Below are 23,120 nucleotides of genomic sequence, written 5' to 3' on the forward strand. Positions count from 1 at the left end.
GCCCGCGCAAACCTATGTTTTGCGAAAACTGTCCAGAGATACGATTTCCGCCGCTTTTGCGGGCTCTTCTTCAACTTCCAGTTCGGATTCTACGGTTTGGGGCAGGGGAAGTTCATCAATGCTAGGCTCTTCGCTTGCGCTGGGTTCTTCCTGCTGTTCAAACCGCAGGCCGAATTCAACCGAAGGGTCAACAAAGGTGCGGATCGCGTCATAGGGAATGTACAAGGGTTCTGGCGCGTCACCAAAGCTAAGCGTGACTGAAAAGCCGTCATCGGTAACTTCGAGGTTGTCATACCAGTGCTGCATCACAACCGTCATCTCATCGGGATAGCGATCAGATAGCCAATCGGCCAGTTCGGCATCGGGGTGGGAGGTGTCAAACGTAATAAAGAAATGATGCGCACCTGGTAGCCCGTTATCGACCACATCCAGCAAAACGTTGCGGATCAGGCCGCGCATCGCATCATGCATAAGATTGCCGTAGTCGATAGAGGTGCCCATGTCTTTTCCCTCAGCAGTAAAGTTCTGGCTCACCATAGGCGATTCCGGACGGGATGAAAGAGGTAGAAGTCATATCATCCCAATCCCGAGGGCCGTTGCCGCAAGAATAGCCATTGTTGGGACCATACCAATTCGACCTGCAAGCATAAGTAGCGCTGCAAAAACAGTGAGGGAGGCCGCGATCGGGTCAAAACTGCTCCAGTCGGGCAGGGGCATGGCCAATAGGCCAGAGGGCGACACGCGACCAAATAACACATGCAAGGCAAACCAGATCGTCAGATTGGCAATCACCCCGACAACCGCGGCTGTGATGGCTTGGAGGGCAGCAGCAAGCCGTGGTTGTGCGCTGATCCGCTCCAGATAGGGGCCCGCAAGGAATATCCACAAAAAGCAAGGGGTAAAGGTAACCCATAGCGCCAAAAGGCCGGCCGCAAAGGCGCCGCTGGCACCGGATTGTGCAAAGCCCGCCAGAAGGGCCACAAATTCGGTGACCAAAATCAGCGGTCCGGGCGTCGTTTCGGCCAGACCCAGCGCATCAATCATTTGTTGCGTGGTGATCCAGCCCAGATCGCTCACTACTGTCTGGGTCATATACCCCAGCACCGCATAGGCTCCGCCAAAGGTGACAACCGCGAGATTTGAAAAGAACAGCCCAAGTTGCAGCAGGAACGTTTGATCAAGCGCCCAAACCAGCACCAAAGGCGCAGCCCATAATGTGGCCCATGTGGCGATCACGCGCACAGGGCGGGCACCCCCTTTTTCCGGCGCGACAGGACTGGCAGATGCAGAAGCGCTCTGCATGCCCCAAAGGCCAGCAGCGATGATGATCAGCGGGAAGGGAACCCCGATCACAAACAAGGCCAAAAAGGACAAAGCCGCCAACAGCCAGCCTTGGGTTGCGATCAACGCTTTGCCAGCGACTTTGCGCAGGGCTTGGAAGACGATGATGATAACGGCGGCCTTGATCCCCAGAAACGCGGCCTGAACCAATGGAAGCTGCCCATAGCTGGCATAAAGTACCGCAAGGAGCGCGATGATAATGGCGCCGGGGATTACAAAGAATAACCCCGCCAATAGGCCACCCGCTGTGCCACGCAGACGCCAGCCTGCATAGGTCGCTAGTTGCATGGCCTCTGGGCCAGGTAGCAGCATGCACAGGCTCAGGGCGCGCAGATAGGATTGCTCGCTCAGCCAGTCACGGGTTTCGACCAGTTCGCGGTGCATCAGGGCGATCTGCGCAGCAGGGCCACCAAAGGAGAGCAGGCCGATGCGGCCGAACACCCTTGCCATTTCAGGCCAGCTGGGCGCGCTCATGATTTGCGCTCGGAAGGCCAGTCGTGGCCTTCGCTGCTGCCATCGCGCGCCCAACGATACAAGGCATCATAAAGGGCCATACCTGCGTCGAGTTGTTGGTTGTCATCACGGTATTGACGCGACAGACCAACAGAAAGCGCCAAAAGGCCAGCCGCCTGAGGGGCCAGATCATGGGCATTGGTATCTGCCGCCCGAACCACGGTTGCGAGGCGATCAAGGGCTGGCGTGTGCAGGCCAAACTCATCCAACATCGTGTCAAAAGTACATTGATCGCCGCGATGCGACCAAAACACATCCTCTACATCAAAGGGTGTTGCACCATAGCGATCTGCAACACCTGCAACTTCGGCAGGGGAAACAAATAGAACGCGCGCATTGGCATCCACAAACCGCCGGATCAGCCAAGGGCAGGCGATACGGTCAATCTTGGGGCGGTGGCGGGTGACCCAAAGGGTGGCATCGCCTGTTTTAGGCGGTATGGCCGCGGCTGGCAGACGCGGGGCACCTGCGTGATCACGCCACCCATAATTGCCACCCTGCAAATACTCAGATTTCAACCCCTCCGCGCGCAGCATGGCGGCCATACCTTGGCTTAGCTTGATGCCTTTCTGGCAGACTATCACGCTGGGGCGCCCTGCAAGGCGCGCCTTTAGCCCGTCAAAGTCACTGTGCGGGTGGCGGAATGCGCTGGGGATTAAAAACGGATCTGCGTCAAAGTCGGGGTCAATCGAGATATCAACAATCACGGGCGCATCGGGCAACCCGATCAAGCGCAACAGTTGAGATACAGTAATTTCATTTGGGGCAGCCATAGCATGCATCCTTTTACGTCTGGAAACATGCGAACCTCTGGCTGACGCCTCACGGGGCGTTCGCAGATCGATCCCCATAGGCCAAACCTGTCACGCGACGCCGTTCAGGTCAATATCGCCACAGATCAAAAAGGAAGGGGAAAGTGCAGGTTTCTGTTGCCAGGTACCTGCGAACCCCGCCTAGGGTCGCTAAACGCTAGGGCTTAAAGTTTCAATAGTTCCGGTCGCTTACGCGGCCATCGCCATTGGAGCACGATTGTCATTTGCAATTGTACAGTTTTCGCCGATATCGGTGGCAGACAGCCGAAACAAAGCTAACTTCTTTAGACGTTCGTCGATCCTATTTCGACCCCATGGTCCGCAAATGACGGATGTTTGGTGGAGTCGCCGGGTACCGCCCCCGGGTCCGAACCGTTTATTACAAGCGCGTTTATGTTCATAGTCCCGAAGGACAAGGAATACATAGATCGACGGATGCGGCTTTTCAAGGGGCGGCGGGCGAATGATGGGCAGTGGGTGCGCCCTATAGGCGATTCTACCTAGGGTATGTTTTTTGAGCGGAAGAACGTCAGGATTTTCGCAAGCAAACGGGTAAGAAAATAGCAAAAATCGGTGTTCCGCCGCCACAAAGGTAAGGAAAACCTTAATTTTGGGCCCGAATTGGGGATTTTTCTTTGACAGAATGACGTTAAGCGGATGCATTAACCAGATTGAAATACCTGGGAGACTCTTGCCAAATGAAAATTCTTGCTGCTGCTATTTTAGGTGCTTCGCTGCTTTGTACTGCTCCGGCTGTTGTGGATGCGGGCCAATTGATCGCGAAAGTTGATGTTTCGGAACAAACCATGCGTGTTTACCGAGATGGGAAACAAATTCACAAATGGCGCGTTTCCACCGCGCGCAAGGGCAAGGTGACGCCACGCGGATCTTGGCGGGCCAAAACACTGTCACGCCACCATAAATCCAGCTTGTACAACAACGCGCCGATGCCGTATTCGATCTTTTATCGCGGAAATTACGCCATTCACGGCACAAACCAGATCAGCCGTTTGGGCCGTCCGGCTTCTGCTGGTTGCATTCGTCTGCACCCAACAAACGCTGCAAAGCTGTTTGCGATGACCCAACAGGTTGGGTTGCGCAACATGAAGGTTGTTGTTCAGAACTGAACCGCCATTCGCACGGGCACTAGAGTGATCGCTTTGCCGTGATTTATCGGCAAAGCGCCTAGATGGTTTCAATCGCCTTGTGTCGCGTGCGCGGCAAAGACACCCGCTCCTAGGGATTGGGTTTCATCTTCTAACGCGCTCAGGCCTTGTAATACCTCGATATCATTTTGTGCTTCGATGGCATCGGCAATCTGGATATGCAGGGCAATGATCCGTTCGCGATCGCGTGCGGTAAAGGTGATCATATTCATCAGCGGCTGCATGGCCTCTACCGCGCCCGCCAATTGGTAGGACAGGACAGGGTTGCCTGCGCCATCTACCAAAGCGCGGTGAAAAGCCACGTCCGAGGCGCAAAAGGTTTCATCCGTCAGACCGGGCTGCGCTTGTCGGTGAATTTCGGCCCGCATCGCTGCAAGGTGATCTGCGCTGCGCCTCTTGGCGGACAGGGCGGCGCAGGATCGCTCTAGCGCAAAGCGGGCTTCGCAAGCGGCCTCGAAGCTGACCGAGTTCATGGATAGCAAAAGGGTTGAGGTTGTGATCTGTTGGGCATAGGCCTCTTCAAAGCTGATCCGATTGACAAATGCACCACCCGATGCGCCGCGTTGTGTGCGGATCAGCGATTGTGCTGCAAGCCTTTTCAGGGCTTCGCGCACCGTGGGGCGAGACACATCAAAATGATTAGCCAGCTCTGCTTCGGAGGGGAGCCGTTGATCGACGATTAGCCGCCCTGCGATGATCTCTTCGCGGATGGCGGTTGCGATCTGGGCTGAAAGGTCGGTGGTGTTCTTTGGATCAATTTTCATATGTCTTACATTTAGTGTTTGGCAAAATTGTAATTGTCTGACATTAATTTTGCAATCTCTGACTCGGGCTATGACAGCTACCTAGTGAGAGGTGTTGGTTTTTGGCGCTAGGCCGGATGACATGCATAAACCGGCCCATATTTTCGTGGCCCTCGGGAGGGAAGACAGCATGGTCGAAAAGGAATTTGTTTTGCATATGGCGCGTTATAACACGTGGCAAAACAACCAGTTGCGAAAGATTGTTCAAGCTATGGACGACGGCGAGCTCAAGGCTGACCGCTGCGCATTCTTCGGGTCGATCTTTAACACGCTCAATCACCTTCTTTGGGGAGATACGATCTGGATGAGCCGCTGGTACAGCGATATCGCTACGCCAAAGACAAGCATTGCGGAAAGCATTTCGATGACGCCTACCATCGGAGCATGGGATGCCGAGCGTTTTCGCATGGACGGTCGCATCCGGATCTGGGCGCAGACCCTGTCCAATGTCGATTTGCGTCAGGATATCAGCTGGTTCTCGGGGGCAATTCAACAAGATGTCACAAAGCCGATGGGCCTTTGCGTTGCGCATATGTTCAACCACCAAACGCATCATCGCGGGCAAATCAGCCAGATGTTGTCGGCGGCGGGCATTACACCTCCGGTTTCGGATTTGGTTTTTATGCCAGAGGATGTGTAGCGGCAAAAATCACCGGCCCCTTGGGGCAATGTGAAAAATGAGAGTTCCCAGACCTTTTAAAAAACGGTTTTGGGTATTTTGGGTGAAAAATAACGCGGGGCTGAGGCCTCAGAAAGAGAATAGAAAATGTTCAATGCACTGATCGTAAATAAGGATGACGAGGGCCAGACCTCGGCTGCGATTACGCAAATTTCCGAAGACCAGCTTCCCGCAGGTGAGGTGCTGGTTGCGGTTGAATATACCACCGTTAACTACAAAGACGGCCTATGCATGAGCCCGGGCGGCGGTGGTCTGGTGCGCAACTATCCGCATGTACCTGGCATTGATTTTTCCGGCACGGTCGAGGCCTCCTCGGATGATCGTTATAAGGTCGGCGATAAGGTTGTTCTAACAGGATGGCGCGTGGGCGAGGCCCATTGGGGCGGTTATGCGCAAAAGGCGCGTGTAAAGGCAGATTGGCTTGTGCCGCTGCCTGCTGGCCTTGATACCCGTCAGGCGATGGCTGTTGGCACGGCTGGCTTTACCTCGATGCTGTCGGTGATGGCGCTGGAGGATCAGGGGATCAAGTCTGGTCCCGTTTTGGTAACGGGTGCTGCGGGGGGCGTTGGCTCGGTTGCGGTCGCGATTTTGGCGAACCTTGGTTACAAGGTTGCTGGTGTCACTGGGCGGCCTGAAACCGCGGATTATCTGACCGCCCTTGGCGCCTCTCAGATTGTGGCCCGTGAGGAGATCAACGAAACGGTAAAACGTCCGCTAGAGGGCGAGACATGGGGCGGTTGTGTTGATGCGGTCGGTGGCGCGATGCTGGCTCGCGTGCTGGGCCAGATGGAATATGGCGCTTCGGTTGCTGCTGTTGGTTTGGCTGGTGGCGCGGCGCTGCCTGCAACGGTTATTCCCTTCCTGCTGCGCGGTGTGAATTTGTTGGGTATTGATAGTGTTATGCAGCCCTATGAAAACCGCCTGCGCGCGTGGGAGCGTGTGGCCAAAGACCTTCCAATGGACAAATTGGAAGATATGGTTGTTCCCGCTACTTTGTCAGATTTGCCAAAGCTGACCGCTGACATCCTGAAGGGGGACGTCAAAGGCCGTGTTGTGGTTGACGTTAACGCCTAACCCTTAAAGAACGCCCTGTTCCACAACAGCCGCTGTCGCAGCGCAATGTGGGGTAGGGCGGCAATCCCTCAAAACTCCATCAGCATTCGGATTGTCTGGCGCCGCGCGGCAGCGCAGTAACGCAATGGTGCTAACGCGAGATCAAGGAAAACCTTGGTGGAAATCCGCTCTTGGCTTAGGCTGAAGCTGCATAACGTAGCATGGGAGGAACCAGCCAAGGGCGCGCCAAGGAACGTTAGGGCTGCGCATATCCGGCTGGTCGAGAAAGCTGCGTTTGCGGATTGAACCTAGGTTGGCCCGATGTTCCCCCCCCTCCCGAAAGGCCAGAAAACCGAAATTATTCGGTTTTCCCAAAGCGGAGGTATGTATGGTTTTAACATCCACAGAAGGGCAAAGCGATCTGCCGCGATATTTTGCGAAAGTGTTTAATGTCGCGTCAAATTTGAACTATGGGCGGCTTGATTTCATCTTGTCTGACGGGCGCCATTTCAGGGTAGAAGGCACATCCGCCGGCCCCGTGGCCCAGCTTCATGTGCATCATGACGATTTGTTTGTGCGCCTGATCCGCGAGGGGGATCTGGGGTTTAGCGATGCATATCTGGATGGATGGTGGAGCACGCCTGACCTGCAAGCCTTTATGGATTTTGTACATGCCGACAACGATGTGATTTATGACGGCTTTCCTGGCATGGGGATCGTCAGGATGTTTGAACAGCTTCGATTTTGGCTGCAGCAAAACTCTAAATCCCAAGCGCGCAAAAATATCTCTTATCACTATGACTTGGGGAATGATTTTTACGGGCTTTGGCTGGATGACACGATGAGCTATTCCAGCGCGATTTTCGATGACCCACAACAAAGCATGGAATCCGCCCAGACCGCCAAATACAAATCAATGGTGGACCAGATGGGCGTGGTTGCAGGGGATCATGTTCTGGAGATCGGCTGTGGCTGGGGGGGCTTTGCCGAATATGCCGCTGCCGAGCGGGGATTAAAGGTAACCTGCCTCACGATCAGCGAAGAGCAGTTTAACTATGCGGTAGATCGCATTGAAAAGGCAGGGCTTTCGGGTCTTGTTGAGGTCAAGCTGCAAGATTACCGTGACGAGGCTGGTACCTATGATGGCATTGCCAGTATCGAAATGTTTGAAGCTGTGGGTGAAAAATACTGGCCGGTTTATTTTCAAACGGTCCGCCAACGGCTGAAATCGGGAAAGGCCGCGACCTTTCAGATTATCACAGTGGATGACCGCCGATGGGAGATATACAAACGCGGCGTGGATTTCATTCAGAAATACATTTTCCCAGGGGGAATGTTGCCAAGCCCGACAGTCTTGCGCAACGAAATAGAGCAGGCTGGTCTTTCGGTTGAGAAATCCATTGAATTTGGCAAAAGCTATGATCTGACCTTGCGGCGGTGGCACCAGCGCTTCAATGAAAAGTGGACCGAAATTCAATCGCTTGGCTTTGATGATCGTTTCAGGCGGATGTGGAATTTTTACCTCACATCTTGCGCAGCGACATTTGGTAGTGGAAACTGTGATGTAACGCAGATTACGGTGCGCAAGCCGATGTAGGTTTGCATCGACTACCAAAGGAACACTCTCATGCCCACAGCAGCCCGTCTTGTCGCTGGTGTACTCCTTGCCATATTGGCGTGGATACTTTCCGATCTTGTCCGCCCGTTAATGCCTGAGGGCACGGCCTTTGGTTGGTTCAACTATGTGAACGCCTTTATCGGCCTTTGGGTTGGGTGGGTTGTTATGGGGCGCCGCGCGGGGCGTGGATTTGTGCAAGGGATCAACAATGGCCTTACCGGTGTCGTCATGTTGTTTCTTTGGTGCCTTGCCGCCCATTCCTGTTGGGAGATGTTCCGCCTTGCGATGCGCAACCGATATGACGGCCCGATGGAGGCGATCACGGCGATTTTCCTGATCGGATCTGAATTCGGCGTCATGATTGCCACGGCTCCTGTGCTTGGCACGGCCTTGGTTGGGGCGTTAATCATTGGGCCAGCTGCGGATTTCGCAGCGAAACACTGGCGCTAATCTATGAAAAAACCTCTGTTTTTCTACGGCACATTAAGGCATGTTCCGTTGCTTGAAATCGTGCTTGGTCGTCGCTTTTCGGAGGGTCAGCTGGTGGCGGGCTTTCTGCCCGAGTTTACATGCTTTGCTGTTCAAGAGGGGCCGTTTCCGTCGTTGGTCGCTTCTGCGCAAGGTCGCGCAGAGGGGGTGGTTGTCTCGGGGTTGAGCGACGATGATATCGCCCGTCTGGATTATTATGAAGGCGGATTTGACTACGACCTGATTGATGTCACGCTAGAGGATGGAACGGTTGCGCAGGTCTATGTTTGCGCGCCAGATCGCTGGACGACAGGGGCCAAGTGGGATTTCACGGGCTGGTGTTCGGATTGGGGTGAGATGTCATGCTTTGCCGCGACCGAGGTGATGGAGCATTTCGGCCATCGCACGCGCGATGAGGTGGCGGCCATGTTCCCTCAGATCCGCGCCAGAGCGTGGTCAAAGGTTCTGGGTGGTCGCACTGCCGCTGGGCAGGATGTTTTTGACGGTCAGGTCGAGATATTGGAAAAGCGCCGCGCTTATACTGGTTTCTTCGCCGTGGATGAGGTCAGCCTGCGCCACGAACGTTTTGATGGTGGTAAATCGCCCGTTTTGGAACGGTCGTATTTTGTCGCCGGAGATGCATCTTTGGTTTTGCCCTATGATCCTGTTCGGGATCGCGTTCTTTTGGTGGAACAAATGCGCATGGGCCCCTTGGGGCGCGGCGATACCGAGATTTGGCAACTGGAGCCTGTCGCAGGCCGCATTGATCCCGGTGAAACGCCAGAAATGGCAGCTTTTCGTGAGGCCCGCGAGGAAACCTCGCTTACTCTGACATCGTTAGAAACGGTTGCAAAAGGTTACGCAACACCGGGGGAGTCGACCTGTTATTTTCACATGTTTGTAGGGGTGACTGATTTGCCGGATGAAATTGCCGGTGTTGGTGGTTTGGAAACTGAACATGAAAACATCCGCTCAAGGTTGATTTCCTTTAATGATTTCATGGCGATGGCCGAACGTCAGGCGCTGGCTAATACGCCGACAGCTTTGATGGCTTATTGGTTGGCGCATCACCGAAGCAGGTTGAGGTCTTGAAGCCGGAGCGCTAGATGTAAACGGGTACAAATATTGAGGTCCTCTGATGCATGTAGCGCGCGATCTGGAACAAGCTGTGGGCAATACGCCCCTAATCAAACTGCGCGGAGCCAGCGCGCAAACCGGTTGTGAGATTTACGGTAAGGCCGAATTCTTGAACCCTGGTCAATCGGTCAAAGACCGTGCGGCACTGTTTATCATCCGTGATGCGATTGCCCGTGGCGATCTGAAACCCGGTGGCACAATCGTTGAAGGGACAGCGGGGAACACCGGCATTGGCCTTGCTTTGGTCGGGGCGTCTATGGGGTTTAAGACGGTTATCGTCATCCCAGAGACCCAGTCAGAAGAGAAAAAGATGATGCTGCGCCTTACGGGGGCTGAGCTTATTCAGGTTCCAGCGGCGCCTTATCGCAACCCCAACAACTTTATCCATTATTCGGAGCGCCTTGCGAAATCTTTGGCACGCGACACCAATGAAGGTGTGATCTGGGCGAACCAATTCGACAACACCGCCAACCGCCAATCCCACATTGAAACAACTGGTCCCGAGATTTGGGAGCAAACAGACGGCAAGGTCGACGGGTTCATCTGCGCTGTTGGCTCTGGCGGCACATTGGCGGGAACTGGCATGGCGTTGCAGCCCAAAGGCGTAAAGATCGGCATCGCCGATCCGGATGGTGCGGCGCTATATAACTATTATACCAAGGGCGAGTTGAGCACTGAGGGTGGATCAATCGCGGAAGGGATCGGACAGGTTCGGATCACCCGCAACCTTGAAGGGTTCAAACCCGATTTTGCCTACAACATTCCAGACGCCGAAGCGCTGCCTGTTGTGTTTGATTTGCTAAAGAACGAAGGTCTTTGCCTTGGGGCGTCTTCTGGGGTGAATATTGCGGGTGCCATTCGCATGGCCCGTGAAATGGGGCCAGGGCATACGATTGTGACGATGCTGTGCGACTATGGCACGCGCTATCAATCCAAACTGTTCAATCCTGCATTCCTAAAAGAAAAAAACCTGCCCGTACCAGATTGGCTTGATCGCGAGGCGGCGCAGCTTCCATCGGTGTTTGAGGACGTATGATCTCCCAGATCTTTCGCGGCATGCGCTGTGTAGGTGTTTTTGTTTGCGTATTTATGGTTTGGGCCGGCTTGCTGTCGGCCCAAGGCATTTCTGACGCAGAGATGGAGCGTTGGCAGGCCTTGACGCAACGTGTCGAGGCGGCGGTTGACGATGAAGATACAACAAGTGAAACGCTGGATGCTCTTCGGCTTGAGCTGGTAAGTTATCGCGAACAGTTTGATGAAGCCAAAGATGTTAATGCCACGCGGATCGCCAGTCTGCGCGAACAAATCGCGCAATTGGGGGATCCTCCAACCGAAGAGGACGCCGCGCCAGAGGCCGAAGAGGTCGCGCAAAAGCGCAGCGAGCTAGAAGAGCAACTGGCAACCCTATTGGCGCCTGTTCAGGTGACCGAAAGCGCCTATACCAGCGCGGATGGGCTGATCGAGGAAATCGATGCGGAGCTGCGAGACCGCCAGACCGAAGCCTTGTTCGAAGTTGTTGGTTCACCTCTTAATCCGGTGCATTGGGCGACGGGCCTTGAGGCGCTCAAAAATGCGTTTTCGGGTCTTTGGGTTCATGTCACCCCTGATGAAGCAGAACAACGAGCCAAGACCCTTCAGCGTAAGCTTCCTGTTATTTTGCTGTCGGTCATCATCGGATTGGTATTGCTGTTTAGGGGCCGCCGATGGTCAAAACGCTTTATCCAACAGGTGCGAAATTCGACCAGCCGTGGGTTGAGCATCTGGCAATTTGTCATCTCGCTGATGCGTATTGTGGTGCCGTTTTTCGGGCTTTCCCTTTTGACATATGCTGCGCATCAAACGGGATATTTGGGTGATCTTGGTGAACAGCTGATCGTTGTGATCCCGACTTGGGGCGCGGTAATGCTGGGCTTTCGCTGGGTTTCGGAACAGGCTTTTGCCCGCGAAGAAGAAGTTGCGCTGATCAAACTCCAAAAAAGTGAGCGGGCCGAGGCGCGGTTTCTGATCGGTGGTATCACACTGTTTTTGGTCATTGGCGGGATTTTGCAGCAGATCATTATTCTGGATGGCGGAGATAATCTGACCAGATCGGTCGTTAGCTTTCCGTTTAATCTGGTGATTGCTTATGGGTTGTTTCGTATTGGTCGTCTTTTGCGCCAGTACAACAATGACACAGCTGTAGACGAGGAAGGCTCACCGCGGGCCAGCACCATCAACCGACTTGTCCGCAGCTTGGGTTTGGCATCGATTGTCGTCGCAATTGCCGCGCCCCTGCTGCAGGCCGCTGGCTATTATAACGCCAGCTCTGCTTTGCTGTTTCCTACGATTTTGACGCTGATTGTTCTTGGCCTTGTCTTGGCGCTTCAACGCTTTGGCGCGGATGTTTACGGGGCCATTACAGGGCAGGGCGCCCAAGCGCGCGAAGCCTTGGTGCCGATCCTTATCGGCATGGCTTTGCTTTTGATGGTGCTGCCTGTTCTTGCGCTGGTCTGGGGCGCGCGGGTTTCGGACCTCACTGAAATCTGGGCGGCCTTCAAGCGGGGGTTTGCCGTTGGCGACTCGCGGATTTCGCCTACGGATTTCATCACCTTTGCCGCTATCTTTACGGTTGGCTATCTGGCCACGCGCCTCACGCAGGGGGTGCTAAAGACCAATGTCTTGCCAAAAACAGGCATCGACAAAGGCGGGCAGAACGCGGTTGTTTCCGGCGTTGGCTATGTTGGTATTTTCCTAGCGGCCCTTGCGGCGATCACAGGGGCAGGGATCGATCTCAGCTCGCTTGCGATTGTTGCGGGTGCTTTGTCTGTCGGGATCGGTTTTGGCCTGCAAAACATCGTTTCAAACTTTGTGTCGGGCATTATTCTATTGATCGAACGGCCCATTTCCGAAGGCGATTGGATCGAGGTGAGCAATGGGCAGATGGGGTATGTGCGTGACATCTCGGTGCGCTCAACCCGTATCGAGACCTTTGACCGGACCGATGTCATCGTACCCAATGCCGATTTGGTCAGCGGAACGGTTACGAACTATACGCGCGGTAACACGCTGGGCCGTTTGATTGTTCAGGTTGGCGTGGCCTATGGCAGTGATACCCGCAAGGTTGAAAAAATCCTGCAAGAGATCGCGAATGCCCATCCGATGGCCTTGGCCAATCCGGCGCCTAGCGTCCTATTTCTGAATTTCGGCGCCAGCTCGCTTGATTTCGAGATACGGATTTTCCTGCGGGATGTGAATTGGATCATGGTGGTGAAAAATGACGTGAACCACGAGATCGCAAAACGCTTTATGGAAGAGGGGATCGAGATTCCGTTCGCACAGCAGGATGTTTGGTTGCGCAATCCCGAAGCATTGCGCGGCGAGCCGAAAACCAACCAAGAAAACAATACCACCAAAGCCAGCGAGGCCGCGCTGCAAGATGCCGCAAAAGGCGCTACGCCAGACGACAGCGAAGGGGAAGGGGACAGATGACCAGAAAGCTATTTCGCGAAGACCCGTACCAGCGCGATGCACCGGCCGTGGTTACCGCACATACCGCCGAGGGCGGCATCATATTGGATGCGACTGTCTTCTATCCAACAGGCGGCGGCCAACCCGGCGATAGCGGCTGGATCGAATGGGATTCCCACAGGCTATCCATCGCAACGGCGGTGAATGGTGATGCAAACCAGATCGTTTTGGTCCCGTCCGAGCCGATGGCACTGCCGCCCTTGGGGGCACATGTGGTACAACATCTGGATTGGGATCGACGTCACAAACATATGCGCATTCATACGGCGCTCCATTTGTTGTCGGTTGCCGTCCCTTTTGCCGTTACTGGCGGCGCGATCTCGGCGACCCATGGGCGGCTTGATTTCAATATGCCAGACGGGCTTGATGACCGGAATGAGCTGGAAGAGGCGCTAAACCAGTTTGTCGAAAGCGACGCACAGGTGAGTGATGGCTGGATCACAGAAGAAGAGCTGGACGCCGCCCCGTCGCTGGTGAAGACCATGGCCGTAAAGCCCCCTCGCGGCGCTGGCGATATCCGCCTTGTGCGTATCGGTGGCGAAAACGATTGGATCGACCTGCAACCCTGCGGCGGCACCCATGTTGCGCGCACCGGAGAGATCGGCGCGTTGCGCATTGGAAAGATCGAAAAGAAGGGCAGAATGAACCGTCGGATTTACCTTCATTTGGACAGTTGAACATTTGGTGCGCAATTCGCCAATTTCGTGCTTGCATCCCAAAGCCATCCCTTGCTAAAGACGCCCCAACGGACAGGTGGCCGAGTGGTCGAAGGCGCACGCCTGGAAAGTGTGTAGGCGGGAGACCGTCTCCAGGGTTCGAATCCCTGTCTGTCCGCCATCATCTTTCAAAGCATTATAGTATTTAATAACCGACGTTTGCGGTGCGGCGAGGTGAATTGGAATGGCCAAATGCCTAATGCCGTGTGGGGTTATTGGGGTTTGTTCGCTTTGGTCTCCAAAAGCTTGGAGATCGCGCTGAGCAATTCCTGTTTGGGGACCGGCTTCATTAATCTGATATCTTCTGGCATCAGGCCGTTGCCGTGCACTGTTGCTTCGGTGGCGTATCCAGACATGAAAATTATGGGGATGCCAGGCTGCAACGGGCGAATTGCTTTGGCCAGTCCGGTCCCTTGTATTTTTCCGGGCATCACGATGTCTGTGACCAAGATGTCGAATGGCGGTTCGGAATGAAAAAGCTCTAGCGCGGCATCGCCAGACGGAGCTGATACAACGAAATAACCAGCGCCTTTTAGGACTGTTTCCAGAACAGTTCGGATGGCATCGTCATCTTCCGCGAGGAGAATCCTGACATCACCAGAAACCCCATGCGCTGCCTCGGCTGGTTTCTTTCCAATGGGTTGGGATTGGGTGTCACAAGAAGGGAAGTACAGTTTGAACGTGGTCCCGACCCCTAGCTCGGAATAAACTTGAACCGTACCACCTGATTGCTTCACAAAGCCCAGAACCATCGACAATCCCACACCAGATCCCTCACCGGGGCCTTTGGTTGTAAAGAACGGTTCAAAAAGATGATCTAGGTCTTTTGGGTGAATGCCTGTGCCTGTGTCGCTCACGGCAAGCATGACATAGCGACCAGGGCCAAGTTCCTCGTTACGTGAATCTACATAGGCTCGGTCAATTCGAACGTTCGCCGTTTCGATGGTTAGGTTCCCATTGCCGTTCATGGCGTCACGGGCGTTGACGATCAAATTCAGCAAGGCGCTTTCCAGAGAAGAGCGATCAAGCTGTACGGGCCAAACCCCAGCCAACAAAGAGGTTTCTACGTTGATGGACTCGGGCAGGGCCCGTCTCATCCAGTTTTGCGCCTCAAGAACGACCGAGTTCGGATCAAGAACCTCAACCTCTAGCCTTGATTGACGGGAAAAGGCCAACAAGCTTTTGGTTAGGTCAGCACCGCGTCGTGTCGCGGCCAGACCGGCATCCGCCATGCCTTCTTGTATCTCGGTTAGCCCAGCCTCTTTTATGAGTTCCAAGTTCCCCATGATAATCGCCAAAAGGTTGTTAAAGTCATGGGCAACGCCACCGGTCAGTTGGCCGACTGCGCTCATCCTGCCGGATCTTTCGGTTTCTTTACGTTGTCGCTCATACTCGGAAACGTCATCCAAAATGACCACGGTGCCGATTTCACTAGAGGCATCCAAAGGAAGTGACGAGCTGGAGAGGCGAACGTATTTGGCTTTCTTTACGTTCGGCTGATGCAATTGAAACAGTTCGCCATCCATATTCCCGTTAAACATCGCCCGAGAAAACGGAGCCTTTCTGCCCTCAAGCGGTGTTGTCTCTTCTGTTTCGGAAAAATAGTGATTGCTCATCTCCAAAGGGGAGGTATTGGGTTCCTCAATGCCCAGCAGATCGCGGGCACGCGGGTTTGTCATTGCGACGTTGCCATCGCGGGACAAAGCCACAACACCATTTCTAGACGCATCCATAACAGCCTGTAGGCGGCCGCTTAGATCATTTGCTTTTTTGCCGGATTCTTCTGCTAATATGAGGGCGCTTTTTTCTCGCCGCCTTGCGCGTTCGCTTGCGAAAAAGGCCAGTAGCAGGCTCAGCACTAACACCATAAGGATGATGATCCCTACGGATAGCGCCTGTTGCCTTCTCTCGGTCCAGAATTTTGGCGTGCCATAATATTCTTCGCGAAGCTCGGTAAACTCTTCGGAAAGAAGGTAGAGCGGCAGTTCGGCATTGATCCTTTCGCGCACTTGACCAAGGCCGAAACGAAGCGAAATAGCGCGGCTGGAAATGATGAATGGGGTCTCTATCTCATGAATATTTGCCAACACCCCTCTGTCTTTTGCCAAGGTTGGCAAATGTGACTTAAGCATCAGGGCAGCATCGATTTTCCCAGCCATCAAAGCACTAAGAAGTTGATCAGGGCTATCATATGGTAGGACGCTAAATGCGGGATCACGTAGAGCCTTCATATAGGCAAACCCACCGCGTAGCGCCCCAACAGGGTGGCCGGATAAATCCGAAGAGGTGGCGAATTTGCCGATATCTGCGCGCCGGATCGTCGCTGAGATGCTCAGACTTCCGGCCGGCAGGGTCTGATCCATGATTTGGCGGCGTTTTTCTGAAATACCCAAGGTCGGGATGATATCGACACCGGCAGCCGTTGGCCCTTGCAACATTAAGGTGGATGAAACCTCTTTAATCTCGAACTTTAAACCGGCCCGATTTGCAATATCCTTAAAAAATTCAATGGCATATCCGCTGGGGTTGCCATTTTTATCAAGCATATAGGTCGGGGCAAAACCCGCCGCGCCCCGATCAGAGGCTGCGATGTCGGGAAAAGCGACGGTGAGCGTTTCCGGCTCTGGTTCGTACACATCGATCCAGTGTTTCTTTCGCAGCGCCGCTAGGGTCCCGTCGTTCTCCAACCGATTTATAATAGCGTTGATCGGGGCAAGAAGATCTGCCTTGCTTTTGTTGAGAACGACAACACGGTCGCGCACGTTAAAGGGGGCACCAACGGGCACGATCAAATGGTCTAAATGGGACCGATGTGACCAGTAAACGACCGTTTCTTCTGGATAGACGATCGCTTCAAAATCACCAGACATCAGACCCATTAACGCATCGGCCGTGTTCGGCGGGGTCACCTCGTGATTACGCTCCCAAAGCTGTTCTACCTCGGGGGCCCAGCCTCTGGTAACGGATGCGATTACCTTACCAGAAACAGTGTTCCGATCGAAATCATTCGCACGAGACGCATGTGTATAAATGCGACTTTGGGCTTGGCCAACGGGGAGGGAAAACAGGTTTTCCGCCTCGAACAAAGTGAGGGCCGTTCCACCTGCAACAAGGTCGGTTTCGCCTTTATTTTGAGCAAAGATGATCTCTTGCGCGGTTCTGTAGTCTTTAATAACCAGATCGTGATCTAATTCATCGGCGATTAGGCGGGCTAAATCGATGAAATATCCTGTTTTTTCACCGTCCTCTCCCCGATACCAAAGTGGCGGGGATAAAATCCACCCAACGGTTAATGTAGGCCGCTCGGATTGGGCGGCGGTAGGGGAAGCGGCGGCCAAAAATAGACCGAAAAATAGCAGCGTCAAAACTAAAGCAAACCAACGAATGTGGTTATATATTTTTCGGGGCAGGGTAAAACTCCAACTTATTCAAATCACAACTTATACCGAAATTGTGATGACGTATATGCTTAAGGTTGTATTGGGGCGTTTTGCGCAACACAAGCCAAGCCCCGTTTTGGTGTTTGGCTTTCGCTTTCTCGTTTTCAAACTAGTCTTGCTCCTATAGGTCCTTTGGAAAACCGACTGTCAGAATGGAAACCGCATGTTCTTGAAAAACGCTTGGTATGTCGCTGCCTGGAGCAGTGAAATCGTAAATGATTTACAGCAGGTTAAGGTGCTGGGCGAAAAGATTTGCATGTTTCGCCGTTCCGACGGGGAAGTTATCGCAATGGAGGATGCCTGCCCGCATCGCAAGCTGCCGCTGTCCAAGGGGCGGATCAAGGATGACAATGTTGAATGTGGTTATCACGGGCTGACCTTTGATTGCGCGGGGCAATGTGTCTGGGCGCCGGGAGGGGGGCGGATACCTTCGGCTGCGCGCGTGCGCCCCTATCCCGTTCATGAAAAATATGGGCTTGTTTGGATCTGGATGGGGAATGCTGCCATCGCCGATGTCGAAGACATCATTGATATTCCGAATTTTGATGACCCTTCTTGGGGGATTAACCGTGGCGCTGCGATGGAGTTAAAATGTAACTACCTTCTTATGTGCGATAACCTGCTTGATCCAACGCATGTAGCATGGGTGCACCAAAGCTCGTTTGGCTCGGTTCAGACAAAAGATGCACCGTTGCGGGTGACAAAAACTGACGAAGGCATCATCGTTCACCGCTGGATGATGGATCACGAGCCCGCTCCGTTTTACAAAAAGGTCGTCGCATTCGAGGGGAATTGCGACCGCCTTCAGCATTATGAGGTCCGCTATCCCAGCCATGCCTTGATCCGCGCGGTGTTTACGCCTGCGGGCACTGGTGGGCCAGAGGGGCCGCTGCATGATGATACATTCATCATGGATAGCTATAATTTCATGACTCCCACCACCGAAAGTGAAACGCGTTATTATTGGTTCCAGCTTAGAAATATCCGTCCCGATGACGAAGAGCTGTCAAAGATGATGAGCGAAGATGTGCGTCAGGCCTTTGAAGAGGATCGCGCGGTTCTGGATGCGGTGCAAATCGGCATGACAGAGAAAACCTCGCCCCATATTGATTTGGGAATTGATGCAGGGCAGCTGCGGTTTCGCCGCCAGCTAGAGGCGATGATCGCCGAAGAGGCCTTGGTTGATGAAAAGATGGGGAACTAAACGCGGTTCGCTGAAAAACTGTTCAAAATAGACGTGCTAAAACAAAAAAGGCCGCGAGAGTTCGCGGCCTTTTTCGTGTTTTTGATGGGCAGGGTTTAACCCCGACGACGGCCACCAGTACGGCCTGCGCGGCCACGGCCTTCTTGGCCCGCTTTTGGTGCAACCTTGTTGAATTTGATCCAGTCACCACCATGTGGGTCACGATCAAACAGGAAGTTGGCAGCGCGGATGGCTTCCATCTCTTTGCCTGCGCGGGGCAGGGTTGAGCCCATGCCAAAGAGCTGAACAAAGGCTTCGTCGTCCATCCCTTCGGGCAGAACAACGCCAAGCGCGGCCAGCTCGGCCTTTTTCTCGGCGATCTTTTTGGCGTTCACGGGCAGCGCGACAGGGTTCATAATCGCCGAGGTCATGCCAGCACCCATTGCCATAGGCAGGAAGGCATTGTTGATGCCGTGGCGATTTGGCAGGCCAAAGCTGATGTTGGACGCGCCACAGGTTGTGTTCACGCCCAGCTCGTCGCGCAGGCGACGCACCAAGGTGAAAACCTGATGGCCAGCGGTTGCCATAGCACCGATTGGCATCACCAGCGGGTCAACCACGATGTCATGGGCGGGAATGCCGAAATCGGCCGCGCGCTCTACGATCTTTTTAGCAACATCAAACCGCACGTCAGGGTCTTCGGAAATACCTGTGTCGTCGTTGGAAATCGCGACAACAGGCACGTTGTATTTCTTGACCAGCGGCAGCACCAGCTCGAGGCGCTCTTCTTCGCCTGTGACCGAGTTCAGCAGCGGGCGGCCTTCGCAGGCTTCCAAACCGTTTTCCAGCGCACCAGGAACCGAGCTGTCGATGCAGATCGGGCAATCGGTAACCGCCTGAACGCGTTTGATCATCTCGGGCATCAGCATCGGTTCAACAAAGTTGTTATCCGCATAGCGTGGGTCTTCGGCCATTTTGTTCGAGAAAACAGCGCCCGAGTTCACATCAAGGATGGTCGCCCCTGCAGCAACCTGCGCAACAGCATCCGCCTCAACGCGGGAGAAGTCTCCGCGCTCCAGCTCTTCGGCCAGAATTTTGCGGCCCGTTGGGTTGATCCGCTCGCCAATCACGCTAAAGGGCTGATCAAAGCCGATGATGGCGGTTTTTGTTTTGGATTCGACGATGGTTCTTGTCATTTTTGGTCAGTCCTTCAGGAGGCGTTGGCTGGAATAGCGGATTTTCCGCCGTTGTTTTGTGCCCATGTGGCATTGGTTTTGATCCCACCCAGCGGGAAGAAGTGCAGGTGCGAGATGTTAAAGTCTGGGTTGGCGGCCTTATGTGCGGCCAGCTCGGCAACGACATCCGTTGGCTCATAGGGGAGCAACAGTTTGGTCACATCCATCGCGCGCTTTTGGAGAACCTTCAGCGAAGGGCCGACACCACAAGCGATGGCGAATTTGATCAGCGTCTGCAATTTGGCAGGGCCTGCGATCCCGATGTGAACGGGAAGGGTGATGCCAGCCTCAACAAGGCTGTCGGCCCATTCTATGATCGGCTTGGCCTCAAAGGCGAATTGCGTGGCGATGGCCATTTTGGCGTCTGTGCGGGTTTGGAAATCGTTTTTCCAACGCAGCGCGGCATCCACATTTGCAGTCCCTGTCGCGTCGATGTCGCGGTTGCCTTCGGGGTGTCCTGCAACGTGCAGGTTGGTAAAGCCCGCCTGATCAAACAGGCCCGTTTCCATCAGTTGCATGCTGTCTTGGAAATCGCCATGCGGGGTTGCCACACCACCCGCAAGCAAGAGCGCCTGTTTCACATCCGCTTCACCCTGATAGCGCGCAATCCAGTCGCCCAAGGTTGCGCTGTCTTTGATGATACGCGCAGGAAAATGCGGCATCACCTGAAAGCCGTCAGCGGCCAGACGTTTTGCCGTTGCGACCATGTCTTCGATTGGCGTGCCTTCGATGTGGGCGATATAGACGCGGGTACCTTGCGGCAAAAGCGCGCGGAAATCGTCAACTTTTTCAGCGGTGCGTGGCATGACCTCAATCGAGAAATCCTGAAGGAAGCTCTCGATCTGTGGGTTCACCTCTGTTGGGGTGTCTTCTTTTTTGCGGAAATTCAACAAGGACATTTAGCGCCTCCTTTGTGGGTGTTTGAGGTAGGGGGCCTAGGCCCAACCGTCGTTCGCAATCAGGGCTTTTAGGCGTTCGCGATCATATTCTGCGTCGATACGGGCGGCTTCGGCATCCGCGGCGGCTGCGTCGTCACCCTCAACGGTGACGGGGGCCGCTTTGCGCCACTCTGCCAGATAAGCATCTGTATCTTCTGCACCCACCTTCATCGCGGCGCGATCAATGGCTTGTTCAAACCGTTCTGGCAAAATGCGTTTTTGGCCACGACGGCCTTTGCCAACGATAACCTGCGCAGGAATATCCCGCCAATATACGATCACAACTTCGGCCATTCGCGATTCCTCCTGTGGTATATGGTGCTCTGTCCTCTTTATCGGATGCCTGTCACAGCCCGAATGACAATGACGACAAAATCAGCACCTTCCGCGACCTTTGCCTACACGATCGACGCCCGGACCGCACCAGTTGGGAAAGATCATAATCGGCATGAACATCTTGAGCTTAACTAAAAAAGGGCAGGGCAGATCGTTCGCGGGTCCTTGCGAAGTGCAGGGACAGGACGTATTGTCAGGGCAACTCGTAATGAAAGGCGCAAACCATGGCGCCAAAGCGCTCCAAAGGTGCGGGCGCGCTCGAACGTAAACAAAAGACGGCTCTGAGCCCCGCGCCAGTTTCGTCCAGATCGAACGACCTATATGCGGCCCTTGATCTGGGCACAAATAGCTGTCGCATGTTGATCGCCCAGCCGAAAGGCGGGGGGTTTCATGTGGTGGATAGTTTCTCAAAGTCCGTGCAGCTAGGCGCGGGGTTAGAGAAGACCGGGCGTTTATCGCGCGGATCAATGGCGCGCACCATACAGGCGCTGCGCATTTGCCAGCAGAAACTGCGCCGTAACAAAGTGAAACGCATGCGCCTTGTCGCGACCGAAGCCTGCCGCCGTGCGTTGAACGGTGATGAGTTCATGCGCCGCGTGACCCGTGAAACGGGGCTAAAGCTGGATATCATCGCGCCAGAACAAGAGGCGCAGCTTGCCGTGATCTCTTGTGCGCCTTTGGTCAGCCAGAAAACGGAAAACCTTTTGGTTGTAGATATTGGCGGCGGCTCGACCGAGCTGGTCTGGATCGACATCAGCCAAGTTCCCAAAAAGGATCGCGCGCAATCCATCATGCGGCTGCATAACGGGTTTGATCAGGCGCAATCTGATGTGCCTGCCGCGCGGGTGGTTGACTGGATCAGTGTGCCGCTCGGTGTGGCGACCCTGCGCGACCAGTTTTCCGATGTAGAAGACGATGCCGCCCGTTTTGCCCTGATGAGCTGGTTCTTTGAGGAAAACCTCACCGATTTTACGCCCTACCAATCCGCACAACCTCAGGAGAGGTTCCAGATTGTTGGGACGTCAGGCACTGTAACAACTGTCGCGGCAAGTCATTTGGGCCTGCGCCGGTATGATCGAACAAAGGTAGACGGGCTGCATATGACCAGCCAGCAAATCGACACTGTGATCCATCACTATCTGGCTTTGGGGCCAGAGGGGCGGCGGGTTGACCCCTGTATTGGCCATGACCGCGCTGCACTCATCATGTCGGGCGCTGCGATTTTGCAGGCCCTCATGCGGTGCTGGCCAACAGATCGGCTAAGTGTTGCGGATCGCGGTTTGCGCGAAGGTCTGCTATACGCACAAATGAGCGCGGATGGCGTGCTCGGAGAAGGAATGTTCTAATGGGCAAGACGCCAACAGGTAAAAACACCTCGGGCCGCGGTCAGCGCGACCTAAAGGTAAAGGTGAAATCCGCACGCGGTCGCAAGCTTAGCTCGACCCGTTGGTTGCAGCGCCAGTTGAACGACCCCTACGTGAAACGCGCCAAGGCCGAAGGCTATCGCGGGCGCGCGGCGTTCAAGATTATGGAGCTGGACGACAAGTTCCGCTTTTTGTTGCCCGGCGCGCGGATTGTGGACCTCGGCGCGGCGCCGGGTGGTTGGTGTCAGGTTGCGGTCAAGCGCTCGAATATTTTGGGCGAAAAAGGCGGCAAGGCCGTGGGAACGATCCTTGCGGTTGATCTGCAGGAAATGGAGCCAATTGCAGGCTGTGAAATCCACCAGCTGGATTTTATGGAAGATGATGCGGATTTGAAAGTAAAGGAATGGCTGGGCGGCAAGGCAGATGTAGTCATGTCAGATATGGCGGCCGCGTCGTCTGGGCACAAGCAAACCGACCACCTGCGCATCATCGCCCTGTGTGAGGCCGCAGCCTATTTCGCCTTTGATGTTTTAGAAGAGGGCGGCACGTTTATTGCCAAGACCCTCGCAGGTGGTGCCGAAGGTGAATTGCAAAAGCTGCTAAAGCAACGATTCCGTAAAGTGGCCAACTTTAAACCCCCTTCAAGCCGCGCAGATAGTTCAGAGAAATTTGTTGTGGCGCGGGGATTTAAGGCAGATGTGCCTATGGATGACGCATAAGAAATCCTTGTTTTTAGGCCATGACGTTCTTGTGATCTATAGTTGAACCAGAATGACTTGCCTCATTCCATTCGATCGTTCACATCTCAGGA

At 54.4% G+C, this 23,120-nt stretch carries 20 protein-coding genes, 1 tRNA gene and 1 other RNA gene; 13 read left to right on the forward strand and 9 right to left on the reverse strand.

What is annotated here, in order from left to right:
• Positions 1 to 12: 12 nt before the first annotated feature.
• The 4 genes from Z948_RS0115825 to ssrA all read right to left on the reverse strand — a co-directional run bounded on the left by Z948_RS0115825 (position 13) and on the right by ssrA (position 3,119).
• Positions 13 to 501: an SspB family protein gene (locus Z948_RS0115825; protein ID WP_025060530.1), complete on the reverse strand. Its 489-nt coding sequence runs from the start codon at positions 499 to 501 to the stop codon at positions 13 to 15.
• A 69-nt stretch (positions 502 to 570) separates the two neighbouring features.
• Positions 571 to 1,815, reverse strand: a complete 1,245-nt coding sequence (gene chrA, locus Z948_RS0115830) for a chromate efflux transporter (protein WP_025060531.1) — start codon at positions 1,813 to 1,815, stop codon at positions 571 to 573.
• Positions 1,812 to 2,627 (reverse strand): chromate resistance protein ChrB domain-containing protein, encoded by an 816-nt coding sequence (locus tag Z948_RS0115835; RefSeq protein WP_025060532.1) that lies wholly within the window; start codon positions 2,625 to 2,627, stop codon positions 1,812 to 1,814. Before Z948_RS0115835 ends, chrA begins: the two co-directional genes overlap by 4 nt.
• A gap of 142 nt (positions 2,628 to 2,769) precedes the next feature.
• Positions 2,770 to 3,119, reverse strand: a transfer-messenger RNA (tmRNA) gene (gene ssrA / locus Z948_RS18800).
• A gap of 245 nt (positions 3,120 to 3,364) precedes the next feature.
• Here ssrA and Z948_RS0115840 point away from each other — a divergent pair.
• Complete coding sequence (locus tag Z948_RS0115840) at positions 3,365 to 3,793, forward strand: L,D-transpeptidase (protein ID WP_025060533.1); 429 nt, start codon at positions 3,365 to 3,367, stop codon at positions 3,791 to 3,793.
• 68 nt (positions 3,794 to 3,861) lie between these two features.
• Here the strand turns inward: Z948_RS0115840 and Z948_RS0115845 are convergent, their stop codons facing one another.
• Positions 3,862 to 4,596: a FadR/GntR family transcriptional regulator gene (locus Z948_RS0115845; RefSeq protein ID WP_025060534.1), complete on the reverse strand. Its 735-nt coding sequence runs from the start codon at positions 4,594 to 4,596 to the stop codon at positions 3,862 to 3,864.
• 121 nt (positions 4,597 to 4,717) lie between these two features.
• On the opposite strand from Z948_RS0115845, the gene Z948_RS0115850 reads away from it, so the two are divergent.
• The 9 genes from Z948_RS0115850 (at position 4,718) to Z948_RS0115895 (ending at position 13,934) form a co-directional block, all read left to right on the forward strand.
• On the forward strand, positions 4,718 to 5,275 hold the full coding sequence (locus Z948_RS0115850; RefSeq protein WP_245604586.1) for a DinB family protein: 558 nt from the start codon (positions 4,718 to 4,720) through the stop codon (positions 5,273 to 5,275).
• 126 nt (positions 5,276 to 5,401) lie between these two features.
• Positions 5,402 to 6,388, forward strand: a complete 987-nt coding sequence (gene acuI, locus Z948_RS0115855; protein WP_025060536.1) for an acryloyl-CoA reductase — start codon at positions 5,402 to 5,404, stop codon at positions 6,386 to 6,388.
• 367 nt (positions 6,389 to 6,755) lie between these two features.
• Positions 6,756 to 7,964 carry an SAM-dependent methyltransferase gene (locus Z948_RS0115865; RefSeq protein WP_025060537.1) on the forward strand — a complete coding sequence of 403 codons (1,209 nt, stop codon included), beginning with the start codon at positions 6,756 to 6,758 and terminating at the stop codon, positions 7,962 to 7,964.
• A gap of 30 nt (positions 7,965 to 7,994) precedes the next feature.
• The gene (locus Z948_RS0115870; protein WP_025060538.1) at positions 7,995 to 8,435 is read left to right on the forward strand and encodes a TrgA family protein; all 441 of its coding nucleotides are present in this window, start codon (positions 7,995 to 7,997) and stop codon (positions 8,433 to 8,435) included.
• 3 nt (positions 8,436 to 8,438) lie between these two features.
• A complete protein-coding gene (locus Z948_RS0115875) occupies positions 8,439 to 9,545 on the forward strand; it encodes a gamma-glutamylcyclotransferase (RefSeq protein ID WP_025060539.1) in 1,107 nt (368 codons plus the stop codon).
• A gap of 46 nt (positions 9,546 to 9,591) precedes the next feature.
• The gene (locus tag Z948_RS0115880; protein ID WP_025060540.1) at positions 9,592 to 10,626 is read left to right on the forward strand and encodes a cysteine synthase A; all 1,035 of its coding nucleotides are present in this window, start codon (positions 9,592 to 9,594) and stop codon (positions 10,624 to 10,626) included.
• Positions 10,623 to 13,058, forward strand: coding sequence for a DUF3772 domain-containing protein (locus tag Z948_RS0115885; RefSeq protein ID WP_025060541.1), 2,436 nt, complete (start codon positions 10,623 to 10,625; stop codon positions 13,056 to 13,058). The genes Z948_RS0115880 and Z948_RS0115885 overlap by 4 nt, the downstream gene beginning before the upstream one ends.
• A complete protein-coding gene (locus tag Z948_RS0115890) occupies positions 13,055 to 13,774 on the forward strand; it encodes an alanyl-tRNA editing protein (RefSeq protein ID WP_025060542.1) in 720 nt (239 codons plus the stop codon). Before Z948_RS0115885 ends, Z948_RS0115890 begins: the two co-directional genes overlap by 4 nt.
• Positions 13,775 to 13,844: 70 nt before the next feature.
• A tRNA-Ser gene (locus tag Z948_RS0115895) sits at positions 13,845 to 13,934 on the forward strand.
• 91 nt (positions 13,935 to 14,025) lie between these two features.
• On the opposite strand, the gene Z948_RS18560 is transcribed toward Z948_RS0115895, so the two are convergent.
• Positions 14,026 to 17,178, reverse strand: coding sequence for a transporter substrate-binding domain-containing protein (locus Z948_RS18560; RefSeq protein WP_025060543.1), 3,153 nt, complete (start codon positions 17,176 to 17,178; stop codon positions 14,026 to 14,028).
• A 238-nt stretch (positions 17,179 to 17,416) separates the two neighbouring features.
• Between Z948_RS18560 and Z948_RS0115910 the strand changes: the two genes are divergently transcribed.
• A complete protein-coding gene (locus Z948_RS0115910) occupies positions 17,417 to 18,457 on the forward strand; it encodes an aromatic ring-hydroxylating dioxygenase subunit alpha (RefSeq protein ID WP_025060545.1) in 1,041 nt (346 codons plus the stop codon).
• 95 nt (positions 18,458 to 18,552) lie between these two features.
• Here the strand turns inward: Z948_RS0115910 and Z948_RS0115915 are convergent, their stop codons facing one another.
• From Z948_RS0115915 to Z948_RS0115925, 3 genes are read right to left on the reverse strand one after another with little or no spacing between them, the layout of a single operon-like run.
• The gene (locus Z948_RS0115915; protein ID WP_025060546.1) at positions 18,553 to 19,632 is read right to left on the reverse strand and encodes a methyltetrahydrofolate cobalamin methyltransferase; all 1,080 of its coding nucleotides are present in this window, start codon (positions 19,630 to 19,632) and stop codon (positions 18,553 to 18,555) included.
• A gap of 14 nt (positions 19,633 to 19,646) precedes the next feature.
• On the reverse strand, positions 19,647 to 20,570 hold the full coding sequence (locus Z948_RS0115920) for a methylenetetrahydrofolate reductase (protein WP_025060547.1): 924 nt from the start codon (positions 20,568 to 20,570) through the stop codon (positions 19,647 to 19,649).
• A gap of 36 nt (positions 20,571 to 20,606) precedes the next feature.
• A complete protein-coding gene (locus Z948_RS0115925) occupies positions 20,607 to 20,903 on the reverse strand; it encodes a virulence factor (protein ID WP_025060548.1) in 297 nt (98 codons plus the stop codon).
• 266 nt (positions 20,904 to 21,169) lie between these two features.
• Here Z948_RS0115925 and Z948_RS0115930 point away from each other — a divergent pair, with 266 nt between their 5' ends.
• The gene (locus Z948_RS0115930; protein ID WP_025060549.1) at positions 21,170 to 22,291 is read left to right on the forward strand and encodes a Ppx/GppA phosphatase family protein; all 1,122 of its coding nucleotides are present in this window, start codon (positions 21,170 to 21,172) and stop codon (positions 22,289 to 22,291) included.
• A complete protein-coding gene (locus Z948_RS0115935; RefSeq protein ID WP_025060550.1) occupies positions 22,291 to 23,028 on the forward strand; it encodes an RlmE family RNA methyltransferase in 738 nt (245 codons plus the stop codon). The genes Z948_RS0115930 and Z948_RS0115935 overlap by 1 nt, the downstream gene beginning before the upstream one ends.
• Positions 23,029 to 23,120: the final 92 nt, after the last annotated feature.

This window comes from Sulfitobacter donghicola DSW-25 = KCTC 12864 = JCM 14565 (assembly GCF_000622405.1).
In the GTDB taxonomy this organism is placed as follows: domain Bacteria; phylum Pseudomonadota; class Alphaproteobacteria; order Rhodobacterales; family Rhodobacteraceae; genus Sulfitobacter; species Sulfitobacter donghicola.

Excerpts from the sequence above, each read along its gene's own strand:
- Z948_RS0115930 (WP_025060549.1), top strand. The coding sequence starts at position 21,170 with ATGGCGCCAAAGCGCTCCAAAGGTGCGGGCGCGCTCGAACGTAAACAA.
- Z948_RS0115880 (WP_025060540.1), top strand. The coding sequence starts at position 9,592 with ATGCATGTAGCGCGCGATCTGGAACAAGCTGTGGGCAATACGCCCCTA.
- Z948_RS0115840 (WP_025060533.1), top strand. The coding sequence starts at position 3,365 with ATGAAAATTCTTGCTGCTGCTATTTTAGGTGCTTCGCTGCTTTGTACT.
- Z948_RS0115845 (WP_025060534.1), bottom strand. The coding sequence starts at position 4,596 with ATGAAAATTGATCCAAAGAACACCACCGACCTTTCAGCCCAGATCGCA.
- Z948_RS0115890 (WP_025060542.1), top strand. The coding sequence starts at position 13,055 with ATGACCAGAAAGCTATTTCGCGAAGACCCGTACCAGCGCGATGCACCG.
- Z948_RS0115850 (WP_245604586.1), top strand. The coding sequence starts at position 4,718 with ATGCATAAACCGGCCCATATTTTCGTGGCCCTCGGGAGGGAAGACAGC.
- Z948_RS0115910 (WP_025060545.1), top strand. The coding sequence starts at position 17,417 with ATGTTCTTGAAAAACGCTTGGTATGTCGCTGCCTGGAGCAGTGAAATC.
- Z948_RS0115920 (WP_025060547.1), bottom strand. The coding sequence starts at position 20,570 with ATGTCCTTGTTGAATTTCCGCAAAAAAGAAGACACCCCAACAGAGGTG.
- Z948_RS0115825 (WP_025060530.1), bottom strand. The coding sequence starts at position 501 with ATGGGCACCTCTATCGACTACGGCAATCTTATGCATGATGCGATGCGC.
- Z948_RS0115875 (WP_025060539.1), top strand. The coding sequence starts at position 8,439 with ATGAAAAAACCTCTGTTTTTCTACGGCACATTAAGGCATGTTCCGTTG.
- Z948_RS0115835 (WP_025060532.1), bottom strand. The coding sequence starts at position 2,627 with ATGGCTGCCCCAAATGAAATTACTGTATCTCAACTGTTGCGCTTGATC.
- Z948_RS0115870 (WP_025060538.1), top strand. The coding sequence starts at position 7,995 with ATGCCCACAGCAGCCCGTCTTGTCGCTGGTGTACTCCTTGCCATATTG.
- Z948_RS0115935 (WP_025060550.1), top strand. The coding sequence starts at position 22,291 with ATGGGCAAGACGCCAACAGGTAAAAACACCTCGGGCCGCGGTCAGCGC.
- acuI (WP_025060536.1), top strand. The coding sequence starts at position 5,402 with ATGTTCAATGCACTGATCGTAAATAAGGATGACGAGGGCCAGACCTCG.
- chrA (WP_025060531.1), bottom strand. The coding sequence starts at position 1,815 with ATGAGCGCGCCCAGCTGGCCTGAAATGGCAAGGGTGTTCGGCCGCATC.
- Z948_RS0115915 (WP_025060546.1), bottom strand. The coding sequence starts at position 19,632 with ATGACAAGAACCATCGTCGAATCCAAAACAAAAACCGCCATCATCGGC.
- Z948_RS0115885 (WP_025060541.1), top strand. The coding sequence starts at position 10,623 with ATGATCTCCCAGATCTTTCGCGGCATGCGCTGTGTAGGTGTTTTTGTT.
- Z948_RS0115925 (WP_025060548.1), bottom strand. The coding sequence starts at position 20,903 with ATGGCCGAAGTTGTGATCGTATATTGGCGGGATATTCCTGCGCAGGTT.
- Z948_RS0115865 (WP_025060537.1), top strand. The coding sequence starts at position 6,756 with ATGGTTTTAACATCCACAGAAGGGCAAAGCGATCTGCCGCGATATTTT.